Annotated in this window: 15 protein-coding genes and 1 riboswitch; of the genes, 9 read left to right on the top strand and 6 right to left on the bottom strand. The window is 60.4% G+C overall.

The features are described 5' to 3' along the window. The first annotated feature begins 19 nt into the window (after positions 1-19). The gene (locus tag AGR2A_RS10115; protein WP_072494417.1) at positions 20-1,699 is read left to right on the top strand and encodes an NAD+ synthase; all 1,680 of its coding nucleotides are present in this window, start codon (positions 20-22) and stop codon (positions 1,697-1,699) included. A gap of 272 nt (positions 1,700-1,971) precedes the next feature. Here AGR2A_RS10115 and AGR2A_RS10110 read toward each other — a convergent pair whose 3' ends face one another. Beyond that, entirely contained in the window at positions 1,972-2,349 is a 378-nt protein-coding gene (locus AGR2A_RS10110; protein ID WP_072494416.1) for a bleomycin resistance protein, read from the bottom strand. A 190-nt stretch (positions 2,350-2,539) separates the two neighbouring features. On the opposite strand from AGR2A_RS10110, the gene AGR2A_RS10105 reads away from it, so the two are divergent. The 3 genes from AGR2A_RS10105 (at position 2,540) to AGR2A_RS10095 (ending at position 5,731) form a co-directional block, all read left to right on the top strand. Continuing rightward, a complete protein-coding gene (locus tag AGR2A_RS10105) occupies positions 2,540-3,370 on the top strand; it encodes a TolB family protein (protein WP_072494415.1) in 831 nt (276 codons plus the stop codon). Positions 3,371-3,440: 70 nt separating this feature from the next. Beyond that, a riboswitch (cobalamin riboswitch) is annotated at positions 3,441-3,622 on the top strand. Positions 3,623-3,758: 136 nt separating this feature from the next. Continuing rightward, positions 3,759-4,451 (top strand): 5,6-dimethylbenzimidazole synthase, encoded by a 693-nt coding sequence (bluB, locus tag AGR2A_RS10100; protein WP_107327744.1) that lies wholly within the window; start codon positions 3,759-3,761, stop codon positions 4,449-4,451. Between the two features lie 215 nt (positions 4,452-4,666). Then, positions 4,667-5,731: an IS5 family transposase gene (locus AGR2A_RS10095; protein ID WP_080822424.1), complete on the top strand. Its 1,065-nt coding sequence runs from the start codon at positions 4,667-4,669 to the stop codon at positions 5,729-5,731. A gap of 173 nt (positions 5,732-5,904) precedes the next feature. Here the strand turns inward: AGR2A_RS10095 and AGR2A_RS10090 are convergent, their stop codons facing one another. The 3 genes from AGR2A_RS10090 to AGR2A_RS10080 all read right to left on the bottom strand — a co-directional run bounded on the left by AGR2A_RS10090 (position 5,905) and on the right by AGR2A_RS10080 (position 9,983). Continuing rightward, positions 5,905-7,002, bottom strand: coding sequence for a DUF2865 domain-containing protein (locus AGR2A_RS10090; RefSeq protein WP_072494413.1), 1,098 nt, complete (start codon positions 7,000-7,002; stop codon positions 5,905-5,907). Between the two features lie 150 nt (positions 7,003-7,152). Next, positions 7,153-7,545 carry a VOC family protein gene (locus AGR2A_RS10085; RefSeq protein ID WP_004442037.1) on the bottom strand — a complete coding sequence of 131 codons (393 nt, stop codon included), beginning with the start codon at positions 7,543-7,545 and terminating at the stop codon, positions 7,153-7,155. Positions 7,546-7,667: 122 nt separating this feature from the next. Then, on the bottom strand, positions 7,668-9,983 hold the full coding sequence (locus tag AGR2A_RS10080) for an NADP-dependent malic enzyme (protein ID WP_004442036.1): 2,316 nt from the start codon (positions 9,981-9,983) through the stop codon (positions 7,668-7,670). A 229-nt stretch (positions 9,984-10,212) separates the two neighbouring features. On the opposite strand from AGR2A_RS10080, the gene AGR2A_RS10075 reads away from it, so the two are divergent. Further along, on the top strand, positions 10,213-11,052 hold the full coding sequence (locus tag AGR2A_RS10075) for a UDP-2,3-diacylglucosamine diphosphatase (RefSeq protein WP_006697377.1): 840 nt from the start codon (positions 10,213-10,215) through the stop codon (positions 11,050-11,052). Between the two features lie 297 nt (positions 11,053-11,349). On the opposite strand, the gene dgcA is transcribed toward AGR2A_RS10075, so the two are convergent. Beyond that, the gene (gene dgcA, locus AGR2A_RS10070) at positions 11,350-12,333 is read right to left on the bottom strand and encodes an N-acetyl-D-Glu racemase DgcA (protein WP_072494412.1); all 984 of its coding nucleotides are present in this window, start codon (positions 12,331-12,333) and stop codon (positions 11,350-11,352) included. Positions 12,334-12,476: 143 nt separating this feature from the next. On the opposite strand from dgcA, the gene AGR2A_RS10065 reads away from it, so the two are divergent. The 4 genes from AGR2A_RS10065 to AGR2A_RS10050 are packed head-to-tail and all read left to right on the top strand — an operon-like array spanning position 12,477 to position 16,484. Continuing rightward, positions 12,477-13,637 (top strand): ABC transporter permease, encoded by a 1,161-nt coding sequence (locus AGR2A_RS10065; protein WP_006697379.1) that lies wholly within the window; start codon positions 12,477-12,479, stop codon positions 13,635-13,637. A 10-nt stretch (positions 13,638-13,647) separates the two neighbouring features. Beyond that, positions 13,648-14,487 (top strand): ABC transporter ATP-binding protein, encoded by an 840-nt coding sequence (locus AGR2A_RS10060; protein WP_037093204.1) that lies wholly within the window; start codon positions 13,648-13,650, stop codon positions 14,485-14,487. Between the two features lie 8 nt (positions 14,488-14,495). Further along, entirely contained in the window at positions 14,496-15,866 is a 1,371-nt protein-coding gene (locus tag AGR2A_RS10055) for an MlaD family protein (RefSeq protein ID WP_004442026.1), read from the top strand. Between the two features lie 15 nt (positions 15,867-15,881). Next, on the top strand, positions 15,882-16,484 hold the full coding sequence (locus tag AGR2A_RS10050; protein ID WP_045533661.1) for an ABC-type transport auxiliary lipoprotein family protein: 603 nt from the start codon (positions 15,882-15,884) through the stop codon (positions 16,482-16,484). Between the two features lie 59 nt (positions 16,485-16,543). Here the strand turns inward: AGR2A_RS10050 and AGR2A_RS10045 are convergent, their stop codons facing one another. After that, entirely contained in the window at positions 16,544-16,981 is a 438-nt protein-coding gene (locus tag AGR2A_RS10045) for a PACE efflux transporter (protein ID WP_004442023.1), read from the bottom strand. Positions 16,982-17,175 lie beyond the last annotated feature (194 nt).

The following is a 17,175-nucleotide window of genomic DNA, read 5'->3' as shown; positions in this document are numbered from 1 at the left end:
GGCGCGGTATTGAAGGGTTATGAGCGACAGACACGATATAGAGAACCATCTCCGGATTGCCGTCGGGCAGTTCAATCCCACCGTTGGCGACGTGGCGGGCAATCTCGCCAAGGCGCGTGAGGCAAGGGCCGATGCGGCAACGCAGGGCGCCGATCTTCTGCTTCTCACCGAACTCTTCATTTCAGGCTATCCGCCAGAGGATCTGGTGCTGAAACCTGCTTTTTTGAAAGCATGTCTGAAAGCGGTGGAAGAACTGGCTGCGGAAACCGCCGATGGCGGGCCGGGTATCGTTATCGGTTTTCCGCGACAGGGCGAGACGGGTCGGCACAATTCCGTGGCGCTTCTCGATGGCGGCAAGATCATTGCGCTGCGCGACAAGATCGACCTGCCGAATTACGGCGAATTTGACGAAAAGCGTGTTTTCTCCGAAGGGTCGATTTCCGGGCCCTATAATTTCCGCGGCGTGAGGATCGGCATTCCGATCTGCGAGGAAATCTGGAACGACATGGGCGTCTGCGAGACGCTTGCCGAAAGCGGCGCGGAAATCCTGCTGGTGCCGAACGGGTCGCCCTATTACCGCGGCAAGCTGGACGTGCGCCATCAGGTGGCACTCCGGCAGGTGATCGAAAGCGGCCTGCCGCTGGTTTTCGCCAACCAGCTGGGCGGGCAGGACGAGCTGGTGTTCGATGGTGCGAGCTTTGGCTTCAATGCCGACAAGACGCTCGCCTTCCAGATGAGCCAGTTCGAGGCCACGCTTGCCGTCACCGACTGGAAACGCACAGCGGATGGCTGGCGCTGCGAAAGCGGGCCATTTTCCAAGATTCCCGAGGGTGAGGAGGCGGATTACCGCGCCTGCATGCTGGGCTTTCGCGATTACGTCAACAAGAACGGTTTCAAGAGCGTGGTTCTCGGCCTTTCCGGCGGGATCGATTCGGCGATCTGCGCCGCCCTTGCCGTCGATGCGCTGGGTGAGGAGCGGGTACGCTGCATCATGCTGCCTTACCGCTATACCTCGGAAGAATCGCTGAAGGACGCCGCCGATTGCGCGAAAGCGCTCGGCTGCCGTTACGATATCGTGCCGATCGTCGAGCCGGTGGAAGGTTTCCTGTCTGCGCTGTCAGAACTTTTCGAGGGCACGGAAGAGGGCATTACCGAAGAAAACCTGCAGAGCCGCACGCGCGGCACCATCCTGATGGCCGTTTCCAACAAGTTCGGCTCAATGGTGGTGACGACGGGCAACAAGTCAGAGATGTCGGTGGGGTACGCCACGCTTTATGGCGACATGAATGGTGGTTTCAACCCCATCAAGGACCTCTACAAGATGCAGGTCTATGCCATTTCCGCCTGGCGCAACGCCCATGTGCCGCCGGGCGCGCTCGGCCCTTCCGGCGAAGTGATCCCCGCCAACATTATCGCCAAGGCTCCATCGGCCGAATTGCGCCCCAACCAGACCGACCAGGATTCGCTGCCGCCGTACCCGGTGCTGGACGATATTCTCGAGTGCCTTGTCGAGAAGGAAATGTCGGTCGAGGAAATTCTGGCGCGCGGCCATGATGTGGCAACGGTGCACCGGGTCGAACATCTGCTTTACCTCGCCGAATACAAGCGCCGGCAATCGGCTCCGGGGGTTAAGATCACCGAGAAGAACTTTGGGCGCGACCGGCGTTATCCGATCACCAACCGGTTCCGTGATCGGTAGGGCGTTTTGGAAAGGCGCGTTTAACGCCGTGCCTGCTTAATGAATTGGGCAAGCGCATTGTGAGACGGTGCGGCATATTTCTTCTCCCCGCCGGGGAGAAGGTGGCCCAAAGGGTCGGATGAGGGGGCAACCCCTCCGTATATGACGAAGCTTGCTTGCCCCCTCATCCCGCTGCCGCGGACTTCTCCCACTCGTGGAGAAGAAACAAGTGTCATGCGCTCGATCCACAGCGGAGCGTCTTGATTGGCGCGGAAAACTCCGCGCCGCTCACCTCAAATAACCTGCCCCACATCGATACGATTGCCGTCAGGGTCTTCAAACACAAAGGCCCTCAGACCATAATCCTTGTCCTGCAGCCCTTTGATGATGCGCAGCTCATGGCTTTTGCAAATCGCATGCAGCGCATCGACATCACTCACCATCATATGCGCCACGTTGAAAGGAGCTGCCCTGTGGGCCGGCTGCAATGTCAGGTGCAGCTCGGCATTGCCCTTTTTCAGGATCATGAAGCCGACAGGGTTGCCGTTTTCGAAGGTCTTTTCGAAACCGAGCACGCCGACGTAAAAATCACGGGCCTTTTCGATATTTCTGACAGGAAGCATTGCGGCGATCCGGCCGAAGCGGATGCCGTGATCGGCGATGGTATTCATCGCGGAACCTCGGATCTGGGAGAAACGGGGAGGGTCACGGGCGGTGCCGGAACGCTGGCGTTTTTTCCGATTTGAATTTGCAGGACGGTGCCTGCGGCCATAGGATCATAATCACGGCGGTGGTTAAAGCAAACGGAATGTGCGCGCGTGCCAACGGTCCGAGCCAGACTTTTAAAGCCCGGGAGGCAGAATGCGCAGCTCCATAGAAATTTTCAACATCCGCACCCGGCAGATGCGGGTGGTGTGGCAGACGCCCGATCTTTTCGAAGCGCCGAACTGGTCGCCGGATGGACAATATCTGCTGTTGAACAGCGATGGGCTGCTTTATCGCCTGTCCCTTTCCGGTGACGCGTCGCCGGAGAAGGTCGATACCGGCTTTGCCACGCTCTGCAACAACGACCACGGCATTTCGCCTGACGGTTCGCTTTATGCCATTTCCGACAAGGTGGAATTCGGCAAGAGCGCCATCTATCTCCTGTCCGCGGCGGGCGGCACGCCGCGGCTGATGACGGAGAACCTTCCTTCCTACTGGCACGGCTGGTCACCGGATGGGAAAAGCTTCGCCTATTGCGGCATTCGCGATCAGATTTTCGATATCTATTCCATGGACATAGACAGCGGCGTTGAGACACGCCTTACCCATGGTGAGGGCCGCAATGACGGGCCGGATTATTCGCCCGACGGCGCGTGGATCTATTTCAATTCCAGCCGCACCGGACGGATGCAAATCTGGCGGGTGCGGGTGGATGGCTCAGCGGTGGAGCGCATCACCGACAGCTCCTATGGCGACTGGTTTCCGCACCCGTCACCAAGGGGGGACAAGGTTGTCTTCATTTCCTATGACGGCGACGTATTCGATCATCCCCGCGATCTCGACGTGCGGGTGCGGCTGATGGATATGGATGGCGGCAATGTCGAAACGCTTTTCGAGCTGTTTGGCGGGCAGGGCACGATGAACTCTCCCAACTGGTCACCTGATGGCGACGAGTTCGCTTATGTCAGATATTTCCCGGTGGAATGATGAAGGTAAGGTGCGGCAGGCCACATTGCCGCACCACCTGCACGGCACTTGTGTTCGCAAGCTTTTTTGCCCATAGCTTCACCCGTCAGGTGCCCGCCCTTCGGCGGGAGAATCGGGAATCCGGTGAAAAACCGGAACGTGCCCAACGCTGTGAGGCGGATGCTCTTTTTCTCATGCCACTGGAGCATTCGGGAAGGCGAAACGGGGCGGATGAAGCTTAGTCAGAAGACCGGCCTGGCAGGATGGACCGAACCGCGCGGACGGCGGCAGGTCGCTGGAAAAGCGCGTCGTCGCTGCAAACCTCCCATGGTTTCGGCACCGGCCCGCCCCGCATTGTTAGGGATAAACGATGCCGACCGAACCGCCCGTTACCATGTCGCCCGTCACCATGCCGCCCGACTCCAACCCGTTCGATCACGCGCTTTCGCCCGCCCGCCCGTTTTCCGGCGAGGAGCGTGAGGCCGTCTATCGTGCCATCGAAACCCGCCGCGATGTGCGCGACCAGTTCCTGCCGGACCCGCTGCCGGATGATCTCATCGAGCGCCTTTTGAGGGCGGCGCATTCGGCGCCCTCGGTCGGTTTCATGCAGCCGTGGAACTTCACCCTCGTCACCGATGGCGCCGTGCGCCAGGCGGCATGGTTGGCCTTCAGCCGCGCCAATGAAGAGGCGGCGGCGATGTTTGCGGGCGAGCAGCAGGCGCTTTATCGCAGCCTGAAGCTCGAAGGCATCCGCAAGGCGCCGCTCAGCATCTGCGTCACCTGCGATCCGACACGGGGTGGCAAGGTGGTGCTGGGTCGCACCCATAATGCACGCACGGATGTCTATTCCACCGTCTGCGCCATCCAGAACCTCTGGCTCGCGGCCCGCGCCGAAGGCGTCGGCGTCGGCTGGGTCAGTATTTTCCATGACAGCGATATCAGGGCCATTCTGGATATCCCCGATCATATCGAGATTGTCGCCTGGCTGTGCCTCGGTCGTGTCGATACGCTTTATACCGAACCGGAACTGGCGGTGAAGGGCTGGCGGCAGCGCGTGCCGCTGGAGGAGCTTGTGTTTCGTAACCGCTGGGGTGGGGTGTAGACCCGGAGGCCTGCGAACAGGGCGGGACGTTGCCGCGCATTTCTTCTCCTCGCCGGGGAAAAGGTGGCCCGAAGGGTCGGATGAGGGGGTAACGGCGGAGATTTTCGGAGAGCTTGCCCCCTCATCCCGCTGCCGCGGACCTTCTCCCCGGCGGGACCCGTTGCAAAATTCCGTGGTTGTGATTCACTCGGTCGAGGATAGCGGGCGAGGTTACGATGTCGGTGCGAGACAACAGGCAGTTCAGTTTCGTTGAGGCGCTGATGCCGCAGGCGAAGGGTTCCGGTCGGCTGGAGCGCTTGTCGGGCGTTGTGAAGTGGTATCGGTTCGAAAAGCTTCTGTCGCGTCTTCGTGATGAGAAAAGCGCCGGTCGTCCGGCCTATGAACCGCTGGTGATGTTCAAGGCCCTGCTGTTGCAGTCACTCTATGGGCTTTCCGACATGGAGCTCGAGGAGGCGCTTGGCGACCGGCTGTCGTTCAAGCGTTTCGTCGGCCTGACGCTTGAGGAGGCCGTTCCGGATCATTCCACGCTTTGCCGCTTCCGTAACCTTTTGATTGGCGAAGGTCTGCTGGAGAGGTTGTTTGGAGAACTCGACCGGCAGCTCGATGCCGCGGGCCTGATCCTGCGGCGCGGCACGATGCTGGATGCGACGATCATCGAAACGACGGCGTCGCGGCCACCCAGGGGGCGCAATGGTGACTTCGATGCGGCCGCTGGATTTGCAGATGGGCGCAAACCGGAAGAGCCGGATCATCCTGGTGCTGCCGGGAGCGATGAGCGGACAATCGATCCGGATGCCCGCTTTGTCCGGCATAAGGGCAAGCACGGCTCGGCCTATGGCTACAAGGCGCATGTCGGTGTCGATGAAGGGTCTGGCCTGATCCGCAGGATTATCACCACGCCTGCCAATGTGAACGATACGGTCGTCGCCGATCGGCTGATCGTCGGCGACGAGGCCTGCGTTCTGGCAGATGGGGCGTATCATACCCATGCGCGGGAGAAAGCCTTGAAGGCGAAAGGCATCAAGCCGCGGCTGATGCGCCGTCCGAACCGGCATCACCGCGTTCTGTCGCCGCGGCTTGCCCGGCTTAACCTGTTGATATCGAAACGGCGGGCGGCCGTCGAAACGACGTTTGCCACACTCAAGAACCGCATGGGGCTCGACGTGATCCGCTACCGTGGGCTGATCAAGGCCAGGGCGCAGGTGCTACTGGCAGCCATGGCCTTCAACATGCGCCGCTGGGTGACTTTGACAACACCTGCAAGGCCCCACTGCGCCTGAAAACCACCGAAAACATCCCCAACCCACCCAAAACCCGCCAAAGACAGAGGCGGGACGGGAAATCACGGCTGAAAATCTCCCGAAAGGGTCCCGTGATGAATTTTGCAACGGGTCCCGCCGGGGAGACGAAACAATGGGCACGCGCTCGCACCATTCCGCGTGCAGAAGAGATTTCACTGCTGTGGCTGGATACCCTTCAACGCCGGGTTCTTCAGGTCGATCTTGCCGGTCTGGTCCGGCAGGAATTTGGGCCCGATGACGCGCACTTTTGTGTCGTTCGGGTCATAGTCGCGTTCGGGAACAGGTTGTTCCGGCGGCTTTGCGGCCTGCTGCTCGGCGGGCTTCGGGGCCTTGTCACCTTGCGGCGATGGAATGGTGGTGATGCTGGAATAGGGCTTTTCGGCTTCCGGCCGGGACGCCTGTTCCTGCTTTTGCATCTCCTCGTGATAGGCGGCCATGTTGCAGGCGCAGCCGGGCGCTTTCGTTGAGGCATTGCGATAGGCGAAGGCGGTCGGCAGGTCCTTGTAGGGTTTGCCGGTTTCAGCGGACACCATGTCTGCTGTTTCCTGATCCGTCATGGAGTGGAAATAGAGCTCCGTCTCGGTTCCCGGGCACATTTTCTGGCACTGTTCGGCCTGGACGCGGAAATCGAGCGGCGATGCGTTGGAGGCGATCGGGAAGAATGAGCCGTCGCAGGTGCGCACGCAGAGTGTGCGAAGCCCGCCCTCCGCGGCGTTGAGGTAAGGGGAAAGGCCCGCCTGTCCCGGCTCACCGCCGTTCTGCCTGAAGGCATCGGGATAACGCGTCACATCGGGTGCAGGCGATGCTTGACGGTTCATCTCCTCAGCGGGGGTGCAGCCATTGGCATCGAGGGCGGCAAGAATGCGCTCGCGCCTGGTATCGCCGTCGTCGCTCCTCGCCGCCGCCATGGCGTCGTCGCGATCGCGGATGATCGCGTCGCGTTCGGCCTCGGCATCCACCAGCGCATCGCCGATCTCGGCGCAGAGCCCGGCATTGGGATTGCCATAAACGATGACGCTGCCGGACGAGCAGCCATAGCTGCGCATGTCGTTCCTGATCTTGCGGATGACGATGTTCTGGTGGGCAAGCGCATTGGCATAGCGCCGCACCTCGCCCGTGTTGCCGATGACACGGGGTGGTTCTCGCAACTGTTGATAAAGCGTATCGCACACCTGATCCGCAAGAGCGGCGGCAGGAGCAATGAAAACAAGGGGAAGCAGAAGGCCGATGATGCGGCTGCGCCGGGTCAATTGTGCGATCCGTTTGATGTCCCTGGCCGGTGGCAGGGGTGTTATGCTTCAGGAAATCCGTGTTTCAGGAAGATAACATAAGCTGTTGACGCATTGCGGCAACAGCATGTTCAAAACTGCGTTAACGCCGACCGCGTGTCGCTTTTCCACCTATTCGGCGGACACGAATTCGACCTTGATCCTGTCAGGGTCTTCAACGAACAGCGCGTAATAATTTTTATCGCCGTTCGCATAGGGGTATCGGTCGTCATAGAGAACCGAAACATGGTTTTGGGCGCAATGCATCTTGAGTTCGTCCACCACGCCGCGAGACGCGACCTGAAACGCGAGATGATTGAGCCCAACGCCGCAACGATGATAATCGCGTTCACGATGCTTTTTCTCCACCTGTACGAAGGTCAGGTAGGCATCCTTGTCATTTGCGATAGTAAAGCCGCTTTCCCAACGGGAGGCTACATCGTAGCCAATCTTTTGCAGAATGCTTGACCAGAACTGAAACGATTTTTCGATATCTGAAACATATATCTCAACGTGATCAAGCATATCTTTCGCTCATAAATAATAAAATAAAATATTAAATCTAAAAATCTGTATTATTTTCTATACTCGCAACTAAAAAGCCGCACGTCAATGCGCGCGGCTTTCTGGATCAATTTAGCGGGGTGTTAGACCGAAGGGTGCGAAGCCTGCACCACGGCAAAGGCCGCCATGTTGACGACGCCGCGCGAGGTGACGCTGGGCGACAGGATATGGGCGGGCAGGGCCGTGCCGAGCAGGATCGGGCCGACATGCAGGCCTTCCGTCAAGGTGCGGGTGACGCCCAGCGTGATGTTGGCCGCATCGAGGTTCGGGAAGACCAGCAGGTTTGCTTCGCCGGTCAGCACGCTGTTGGGCATGGCGCGTTTGCGCAGCGCTTCTGACAGGGCCGAGCCGCCCTGCATTTCGCCGTCCACTTCCAGTTCGGGTGCAGCCTCCTGCACGATCTTCAGCGCGCGGCGCATCTTGCGGGCGCTTTCGGAATCGCGCGAGCCGAAATTGGAATGGCTGGCGAGCGCGATTTTCGGCGTGATGCCGAAGCGGCGGATTTCCTTCGCGGCAAGAATGGCCATTTCGGCCACTTCTTCCGATGTCGGGTCGTTGTTGACGAAGGTATCGGTGAGGAACAGCGCACCCTGCTGGGTGATGAGCAGGCTGAGGCCGGCGAAGGAGCGGACGCCGTCCTGCTTGCCGATGATCTGGTTCACGTCGCGCAGATGGCGGTCGTAACGGCCTTCGAGGCCGCAGATCAGCGCATCGGCTTCGCCACGCTTGACCGACAGCGCACCGATGACAGTCGTGTTGGTGCGCACGATGGTACGTGCCGCTTCCGGGTTGATGCCGGCGCGGCCGACCAGGGCGAAATAATCATCCACGTAGTCGCGGTAGCGCGGATCGTCTTCCGGGTTCACCACGGCGAAATCCGTATGCGGGCGGATGCGCAGACCGAAACGCTTGAGGCGCGTTTCGATGATCTGCGGACGGCCGATGAGGATCGGGATGCCGGTGCCTTCTTCCAAGAGCACCTGGGCGGCGCGCAGCACGCGCTCGTCTTCGCCTTCGGCAAAGATGATGCGCTTCTTTTCGGCGGCCTTTGCGGCGTTGAAGACAGGCTTCATGATGAAACCCGAGCGCCAGACGAAGCGGTTCAGCTGGTCGAGATAGGCTTCGAAATCGGTGATCGGCCGGGCGGCAACGCCGCTTGCGGCGGCAGCGCGGGCAACGGCCGGGGCAATGCGCAGGATAAGGCGCGGATCGAAGGGCGAGGGGATGAGGTAGGTCGGGCCGAAGATCGGCGTTTCGCCGCTGTAAGCCTTGGCGGCCACTTCGGAGACTTCCTCACGCGCGAGTTCCGCGATGGCCTGCACGGCGGCCATCTTCATTTCCTCGTTGATCGTCGTCGCGCCGCAATCGAGCGCGCCGCGGAAGATATAGGGGAAGCAGAGCACGTTGTTGACCTGGTTCGGGAAATCCGAACGGCCGGTGCAGATCATCGCGTCCGGGCGGGCGGCACGCGCCTCTTCCGGCATGATTTCTGGCTTGGGGTTGGCAAGCGCGAGGATCAGCGGGTTCTCCGCCATGCGCTCCAGCAGTTCCGGCTTCAAAACGCCTGCCGCCGACAGGCCGAGGAAGACATCGGCGCCGTCGATCGTTTCGGCCAGCACGCGCTTGTCGGTCTTCTGGGCGTAAACTTCCTTCCACTCGTCCATCAGCGTATTGCGGCCGTCATAAACGAGGCCCTCGATGTCGTGGACCCAGATGTTTTCTTTCTTCGCGCCCATCGCAACGAGGAGATTGAGGCAGGCAAGGGCTGCCGCACCGGCGCCCGAGGCAACGATCTTGACGCTGGACAGGGACTTTCCGGCCAGTTCCAGAGCGTTGGTGACAGCGGCGGCGACGATGATCGCGGTGCCGTGCTGGTCATCGTGGAAGACGGGGATGTTCATCTTCTCGCGCAGCTGGCGCTCCACCTCGAAACACTCCGGCGCCTTGATGTCTTCAAGGTTGATGCCGCCGAAGGTGGGTTCCAGCGCCGCGATGGTGGAAACCATGTCGTTAATGCCGGGCGCGTCGATCTCGATATCGAACACGTCGATACCGGCGAATTTCTTGAAAAGGACGGCCTTGCCTTCCATCACGGGCTTGGAGGCAAGCGGGCCGATATTGCCGAGGCCAAGCACGGCCGTGCCGTTGGAGATGACGGCGACGAGATTGGCGCGGGCGGTGTAATCCGCCGCCATCTCGGGGTTTTCATGGATGGCGAGGCAGGGTGCGGCGACACCCGGCGAATAGGCGAGCGCCAGATCGCGCTGGTTGCCGAGCGGCTTGGTGGCCTGGATCTCCAGCTTGCCGGGGCGCGGATAGCGGTGGAAAAAGAGCGCCTGTTCTTCGATGTCGGCCTTTGCCGTGTTGGCGGGCGTGTTGTTCTTATCGTGAGAGGTCATGTCTTCCACCGTCATATCTGGTTTTATTTCGGACCCCTGAATACAACAAACTTCCCCGTGGTACAGCCGTTATTTACGGGCGTCTTATGCAAATGCGGCCACGGCTTATTCGCGTTTTCGTGAAGCGTTTCGTCATATTCCCTGCAAAAAACGGCCGCTGTCATGTTGCTGAAACACGAGTCTGGTTCTGAGAGGGAAGAAAGCCGCAGGGACGCAACCGAACAGGGGGATGAAATCCGTGGCCGGTCAAATCGAAACCAGACAGTTCAGAACGCTTTTCATTTCGGATGTTCATCTTGGTTCCAAGGCGGCCAAGACTGACTATCTGCTGGACTTCCTCAGACATCACGAGGCCGAAACGATCATTCTCGTCGGTGACATCGTCGACGGCTGGCGCCTGCGCCGCAGCTGGTACTGGCCGCAGGGCTGCAACGACGTGGTGCAAAAGCTGCTGCGCAAGGCCCGCAAGGGAACCCGCATCGTGTATATTCCCGGAAATCATGATGAATTCCTGCGGGAGTTCCCCGGCATGCATTTCGGCGGCATCGAAGTGGCCGAGCGCATGATCCATGAGGCGGCCGACGGCAGGAAATATCTCATCATCCATGGCGACGAGTTCGACGTGGTGGTGCGCAACGCCCGCCTGCTCGCCTATCTCGGCGACTGGGCCTATGACGCAGCAATCGCCATCAATATCGCCATCGCCGCCGTACGCCGCCGCATCGGCCTGCCTTACTGGTCGTTTTCGGCCTGGGCCAAGCTGCAGGTGAAACACGCCGTCAACTTCATCGGTGAATTCCAGCGTGTGGTGGCGGATGAAGCCCGGCGCAACAATGTCGACGGCGTGATCTGTGGCCATATTCACCACGCCGTCATGGAAGACATGGACGGCATACGTTACATCAACACCGGCGACTGGGTGGAAAGCTGCACGGCGATTGCCGAGAACGCCGATGGCAGCTTCGAGCTGATCACCTGGATGCAGACGAGCGAAGTGGTTGCCGAGCAGACATCGGACGAGATGGAGCCGGTGAATATTCCGGGGCTGATTGGCAAGCACGCGGCCTGATTGGAGCGTTTGACGGGCGCTGATGGTAGGCTCACCTGTAAACGAGTGTTGGTTGAAATTGTAGCATCCGCATACCGTCATCCCGGCCCTGAGCCGGGATCCAGTGCGATCAAGTCTTTGATCGCGTAAGACTTATTTCTCACGGCGCAGACGCGCCGTGGCTGGATGCCGGATCAGGTCCGGCATGACGGAGGTGAGGCTTTAGAGGCTTCTCAGTAACCTTCCGGTGACGCACCGGAGGGAGGGTGTGAATGCAGCCTCTAGGCACCAACCCAATCCGGACCCTTAGCGAGAGCTTTACCCCCACAATTCCGGCCGCGCCGGATAAACAAGCGACCCTTCATAAACCAGCCCAGGCTCCCGATCCTCGGCCAAAAGCAGCGGGCCGTCGAGATCGGCAAAGGCCGTGCCCTGCGCGGCGAGCACGGCGGGCGCCATGCCCAGCGAGGTGCCAAGCATGCAGCCGACCATGATGGTGAAACCGAGCCTTTCGGCCTCCGCCTTCATGACAAGCGCCTCCGTCAGGCCGCCGGTCTTGTCGAGCTTGATGTTGATCGCGTCGTAGCGGTCGCGCAGGCCGTTGAGGTCCTTGGTGGAATGCACGCTTTCATCGGCGCAGATCAGCACCGGATGGTCGATACGGGAAAGAATGGCGTCCTTGCCGGCGGGCAGGGGCTGTTCGATCAGCGATATCTTCAGCTCTGCCGCAAGCCTCAGATAATATTCGATATTGTCGTCGTTCCAGCCTTCGTTGGCATCGATGATGATGCGCGCCTCGGGTGCGGCTGCGCGGACGGCCCGCAGGCGGGCTTCATCATCGGCTGTGCCGGTCTTGATCTTCAGAAGCGGACGTCCGGCGTTCTCTGCGGTCTTTGCGGCCATGGTCTCCGGGTCTGCAAGCGAAATCGTATAGGCTGTGACGAGCGGCTCTGCCTCCTGTCCGAGGACCTGCTCGGCGACGCTCTGGCCGCTCATCTTCGCCTCGATATCCCAAAGCGCGCAATCCACCGCATTACGGGCCGCACCCGGTTTCATCGCCTGCTGCAACTCCTGCCGCGTGACGCCTGCGGCGATCCGCTCCGCCATCGCCTCGATATCGGCAATGACGCCTTCGATGCTTTCACCATATCGCGGATAGGGCACACATTCACCTCTGCCGGTGAAGGAACCATCGCGGATGGTGCACGTTACGACATCCGCATGCGTCCGGGTGCCGCGTGAAATGGTGAAGCTGCCAGCAACGGCGAAACGTTCTGTTGTGGCTTGAAGGTAACGGGGCATGTTTTTTCACTTCCGATTGGGCGTCAAATGACACATGACGCCAAATTTATCACGAATTGTCGGCTGCCACTGTGGCTTGCCGGAGGCCGAAACGTTATGAAACCTTTAAGAATCTCGTGACGGCTGCATTCGCTCGGAGCATTATGCAAGAACAGGACACACGGCAACAGGCGACCCCGGCCGCAATCACCGAAGACGGCGCCGTCTCCGGCGGCGGCCTGCGCTATGTCATGAGCGGCTCCTGGCGCAACAGTAATCTCTCCGCCGTTTTACCTGATCTCGATAAGATCGAAAAAAGCAGACCCGCCGGCCCGGTGGAGATCGAGCTTTCCTCCGTCGAGTCCATCGATACAACCGGCGCCTGGATCATCCAGCGCCTGCGCAAGGACCTCGAGGCGAATGGTGCGACCGTCACGCTCAGCGGCAACGACCGTATCGAGCAGGTGATCGGGCAGCTGCCCGACAAGGCGGAGATGGAGGCGGAGCCGGTCGCGCGCGAGGGACTGGTGGAGCGCATCTTTTCTCCGATCGGCAAGGCCGTGGTCCAGAACGGCGCGGATTTCCTGGCGGGCATGTATATTCTGGGTTCGGCAGTGCGCGGTGCGCAGATGAAGCTCGGACGGGGGCGTGGCGTCTCGCCGGCGGCGATCGTCAACCAGATCGACCATATGGGCGTGCGCGCCGTGCCGATCATCATGCTGATGTCGTTCCTGATCGGTGCCATCATCGCCCAGCAAGGCGCGTTCCAGCTCAGATATTTCGGGGCTGAGGTCTTCGTCGTCGATCTCGTCGGCATTCTCCAGCTGCGTGAAATCGGTGTTCTGCTGACTGCGATCATGATCGCCGGCCGCTCCGGCAGCGCCATAACCGCCGAAATCGGCTCCATGAAGATGCGCGAGGAAATCGACGCGCTGAAGGTGATTGGCCTCAATCCCGTGGGCGTGCTGGTGTTTCCGCGGCTGGTGGCGCTCACCATTGCGCTGCCGCTTCTGACCATTCTCGCCAATTTTGCCGCGCTTTTTGGTGCTGCCATCGTGGCGCTGCTTTATTCCGGCATCACTTTTGAGGTGTTCCTCTCGCGTCTGCATGGCGCGGTGGAGGAATCGACCATCGCAGCGGGTATGATCAAGGCGCCGTTCATGGCGCTCATCATCGGCATCGTCGCGGCGGTGGAGGGCATGAAAGTGGGCGGCTCGGCGGAATCGCTCGGCCAGCACGTCACCTCCTCGGTGGTGAAGTCGATCTTCGTCGTCATTCTGGTGGATGGTCTTTTTGCCATCTTCTACGCAGCCATCGATTTCTAGGGAGGGCGCGTTGGAAACACTGGACCAGAAACCGCAGCAGCAGACAAACACCGGAAAAGACGGCCGCGAGGTGGTGCTTTCCGTCGAGGGCGTGACAGTCGGCTTTAACGGCCGGAACGTGCTGGAAGATCTCAATCTCGATGTCTATCGCGGCGAAATCCTGGGTTTCATCGGTCCCTCCGGGGCCGGAAAATCCGTGTTGATGCGCACGGTCCTGCGGCTTTTGCCACGGCAGGCGGGCACGATCAGCATTCTCGGCTCTGATTATGACAAGGCGGGCGAGGACGAGCGCATGAGGCTCGACCAGCGGCTTGGGGTGCTGTTCCAGCAGGGCGCGCTGTTTTCCGGCCTGACGGTGAAGGAAAACATCCAGCTGCCGATGCGCGAATATCTCGATCTGCCGAAGAAACTGATGGACGAGCTTGCCTATCTCAAGATCGAGATGGTGGGGCTGAAGCCCGATGCGGGCGACAAATACCCGTCGGAACTGTCAGGCGGCATGATCAAGCGCGCAGCGCTTGCCCGGGCGCTGTCGCTCGATCCCGACCTCGTCTTCCTTGATGAGCCGACATCCGGCCTCGATCCCATCGGTGCGGCGGAATTTGATATGCTGATCGCGCGGCTGCGCGATTCGCTCGGCCTGACCGTTTATATGGTGACGCACGATCTCGACAGCCTGTTCTCCGTCTGTGACCGCATTGCGGTTCTCGGCCAGAAGAAGGTGCTGGTGGAAGGGACGCTGCAGGACATGTTTGCCTGCGACGACCCGTGGGTGCAGTCCTATTTCCGCGGTAAACGGGCGCGCTCTGTCGTTCTTCCGGACGACAGGCAGGAACATCCGGTGGAGTAACGAGAAGCATGGAAACCAAGGCGAACTACACCATAGTCGGAATTTTCACGCTGATCGTGATCGCCGCTGCATTCGGCTTCGTTTACTGGATGGCGGAATTCGGCCGCGGTGGCCCGACAGCACAGCTTGTGGTGCGTATTCCGGGCTCCGCCAATGGCCTTTCGGTAGGCTCTCCGGTGCGCTTCAACGGTATTCCCGTCGGCACGGTGCGCGGGCTTGCAATCGACCGCGACGACCCGGCCTATTCCATCGCCTTTACAGAGGTACAGGCGGATGCGCCGGTTTTCCCTTCCACACGCGCCGTGCTTGAAATTCAGGGCCTGACCGGAGCGGCGTATATCGAGCTTTCCGGCGGCAACAAGGATGGCGAGCGCATTCTGCAGAAAGCCGTCGAAAGCGGTGTTCCGGCCGAGCTGACGGCCGATCTTTCCAGCGTCACCAACCTGCTTGCCACCGCCGACAAGATACTGAAGCGCGCCGATGGCGCCATCGGCGAATTGCAGGGCTTCGTGCAGGATGCGCGCGGCCCGCTGACGCAGACGGTTCGCAATGCCGAAAAATTCTCCGATGCGCTGGCGGCAAACTCCGATGGCATCAAGAATTTCATTGCCAGCCTCAGCTCGCTTTCCACCACCGTACAGTCGGTCTCGGTGCGCCTCGACGGCACGCTGAGCGCCATCGAAGATCTGGTAAAGGCAGTGGATGCCGGCAAGATCGATTCCATCCTGTCCAACGTCGACAAGGTGACGAAGGATGTCGCGTCGGCTTCGAGCGATATTCAGGGCATCATGGAAACGGTGCAGAGCACGGCGCGCAATTTCGAGGCGGCAAGCACGGAAGTGCAGACGGTCGTCAAGCGCGCGGATGAGCTTCTCGCCTCCGTCGATCCCGCCAAGGTGGGCACCGTGGTTGACGACGTTTCCTCTGCGACCGCCGATGCGCGCGATGCTGTCGCGAACTTCAAGCGGATCGCCGATGATGTGGGCGCACGGCGCGCCGATATCGATCAGGCGGTTTCCGATTTCACCGAGATGGGCCGCAAGCTGAACCTGGCCTCCAGCCGCGTTGATGGGATTCTCGCCAAGGTGGACGGCATGCTCGGCACTGACGACGCCAATTCGCTGTTTGCCAAGGCGCGTGAGACGCTCACCTCCTTCAAGGCGGTGGCCGACAATCTCAATGCCCGCATCGGGCCGATCGCCGACAATCTGACCCGCTTCTCAAGCTCGGGCCTGAAAGATTTCCAGGCATTGATCGGCAGCACGCGACAGACGGTGGACAATCTCAACAATGCCATCACCAATATCGACCGCGATCCGCAACGGTTGATTTTCGGCGGCGAAACCGTGAAACAATATGACGGCAGAACAAGGCGCTAAGAGGGGTATGGGCCAATGAGACTATCGATGAACGGCCAACGCCGCGCCTTCGTTCTGGCCCCGTTGCTTGCTGCAATGATGGCGGGCTGCGCGGGCGCGCCGAAGAACGATACCTTCGATCTCTCCGTCTCGCCGGCGGCGGTGACGCAGGGGCCGTCGCTGAAAAGCCGTCAGCTGCTGATTGCCGATCCGACCGCCCTGAAGGCGCTGGACAGCGAAAACATCGTGGTGCGGCTTTCTGGCTCGGAAGTGCAATATCTCGGCAATTCGCAGTGGAGCGACCGCCTGCCGCGTATGGTGCAATCCAAGCTCGTGGAAGCGTTCGAGGATACCGGCAAACTCGGCGGCGTCGGCAGGCCGGGGCAGGGGCTGGCGATCGATTATCAGGTCGTGAGCGATATCCGCGCCTTCGAGATCGATACGGCGAAGAACCTCGCCAATATCGAAATCTCGGTGAAGCTCCTCAACGACCGAAACGGCACGGTGAAGGCGCAGGAGGTGTTCCGTTCCAGCGCCCGCGTCAGCGGCTCAGGCAACGCCAATTTCGTGAAAGCACTCGACCAGGCCTTTGCCGCCGCGACGCGCGAGATTGTGGCCTGGACGCTGAAGTCTCTCTGACGGTTGGTCCGTGCAGGCGCGGTGCCGGCACGGACGCTATCGGTATTTTCCCGATCGTTTCAGGCGGCGTCCTGCTGCGACTTCCATTCCGGCAGGGGGAAGACGCGGTCGTAGCTCCAGTTGAAGACAAAAGCATAGACCACGTAAAAAAGCGCGAAGGAGATATCCATCACCAGCGCGTGGGCAAGGCTGATATTCAGATACCAGGCGATGAAGGGCATCAGGACGATCAGCAGGCCGAGTTCGAACAGCACTGCGTGCCCGACCCGAATGGCGGGTGTCTTGAGCGTGGTGCCCTTCAGGCGCTGCATGGCGTGGTCGAAGCCGAGATTATAGACGTAATTCCAGATGGTCGCGAGCGTGGCGCTGACGAGGCCCACGACGCCGATATCCTCCATGGGCATGCCAAACAGCAATGCGCCGAGTGGAATGACCAGCAGAAGCCCGATGATCTCGAAACTGAGGGCGTGGCGGATACGATCTTGCAGGGAGCGCATTCTATTCTCCGGTTTGTGACCGGGCCGTCCCGCATGCTGTCGCCGATGTGGCCGAGGTCGTCCTCGCGCCTAGTCATATATAGCTTTCGGGCGGATTTTTCAAGCATGGGAGACTTGGGGAGTGTTCCGCCTGCTTCGTCTCGCCGCCGCGGAAGAAAAAACAGGCGGCGACGCGTTCATTCTTTCGACTGCGC

The sequence above is a fragment of the Agrobacterium genomosp. 2 str. CFBP 5494 genome, from assembly GCF_900013495.1.
Lineage (GTDB): Bacteria > Pseudomonadota > Alphaproteobacteria > Rhizobiales > Rhizobiaceae > Agrobacterium > Agrobacterium pusense.
The sequence above is the reverse complement of the archived record's forward strand: the minus strand, read 5'-3'. Positions and strand labels throughout refer to the sequence as shown.

What these genes read in the sequence shown, in the direction of transcription:
- AGR2A_RS10115 (WP_072494417.1), top strand. Translation starts at nt 20, where the DNA reads ATGAGCGACAGACACGATATAGAGAACCATCTCCGGATTGCCGTCGGG.
- AGR2A_RS10110 (WP_072494416.1), bottom strand. Translation starts at nt 2,349, where the DNA reads ATGAATACCATCGCCGATCACGGCATCCGCTTCGGCCGGATCGCCGCA.
- AGR2A_RS10105 (WP_072494415.1), top strand. Translation starts at nt 2,540, where the DNA reads ATGCGCAGCTCCATAGAAATTTTCAACATCCGCACCCGGCAGATGCGG.
- bluB (WP_107327744.1), top strand. Translation starts at nt 3,759, where the DNA reads ATGCCGCCCGACTCCAACCCGTTCGATCACGCGCTTTCGCCCGCCCGC.
- AGR2A_RS10095 (WP_080822424.1), top strand. Translation starts at nt 4,667, where the DNA reads ATGTCGGTGCGAGACAACAGGCAGTTCAGTTTCGTTGAGGCGCTGATG.
- AGR2A_RS10085 (WP_004442037.1), bottom strand. Translation starts at nt 7,545, where the DNA reads ATGCTTGATCACGTTGAGATATATGTTTCAGATATCGAAAAATCGTTT.
- AGR2A_RS10080 (WP_004442036.1), bottom strand. Translation starts at nt 9,983, where the DNA reads ATGACCTCTCACGATAAGAACAACACGCCCGCCAACACGGCAAAGGCC.
- AGR2A_RS10075 (WP_006697377.1), top strand. Translation starts at nt 10,213, where the DNA reads ATGAAATCCGTGGCCGGTCAAATCGAAACCAGACAGTTCAGAACGCTT.
- dgcA (WP_072494412.1), bottom strand. Translation starts at nt 12,333, where the DNA reads ATGCCCCGTTACCTTCAAGCCACAACAGAACGTTTCGCCGTTGCTGGC.
- AGR2A_RS10065 (WP_006697379.1), top strand. Translation starts at nt 12,477, where the DNA reads ATGCAAGAACAGGACACACGGCAACAGGCGACCCCGGCCGCAATCACC.
- AGR2A_RS10055 (WP_004442026.1), top strand. Translation starts at nt 14,496, where the DNA reads ATGGAAACCAAGGCGAACTACACCATAGTCGGAATTTTCACGCTGATC.
- AGR2A_RS10050 (WP_045533661.1), top strand. Translation starts at nt 15,882, where the DNA reads ATGAGACTATCGATGAACGGCCAACGCCGCGCCTTCGTTCTGGCCCCG.
- AGR2A_RS10045 (WP_004442023.1), bottom strand. Translation starts at nt 16,981, where the DNA reads ATGCGCTCCCTGCAAGATCGTATCCGCCACGCCCTCAGTTTCGAGATC.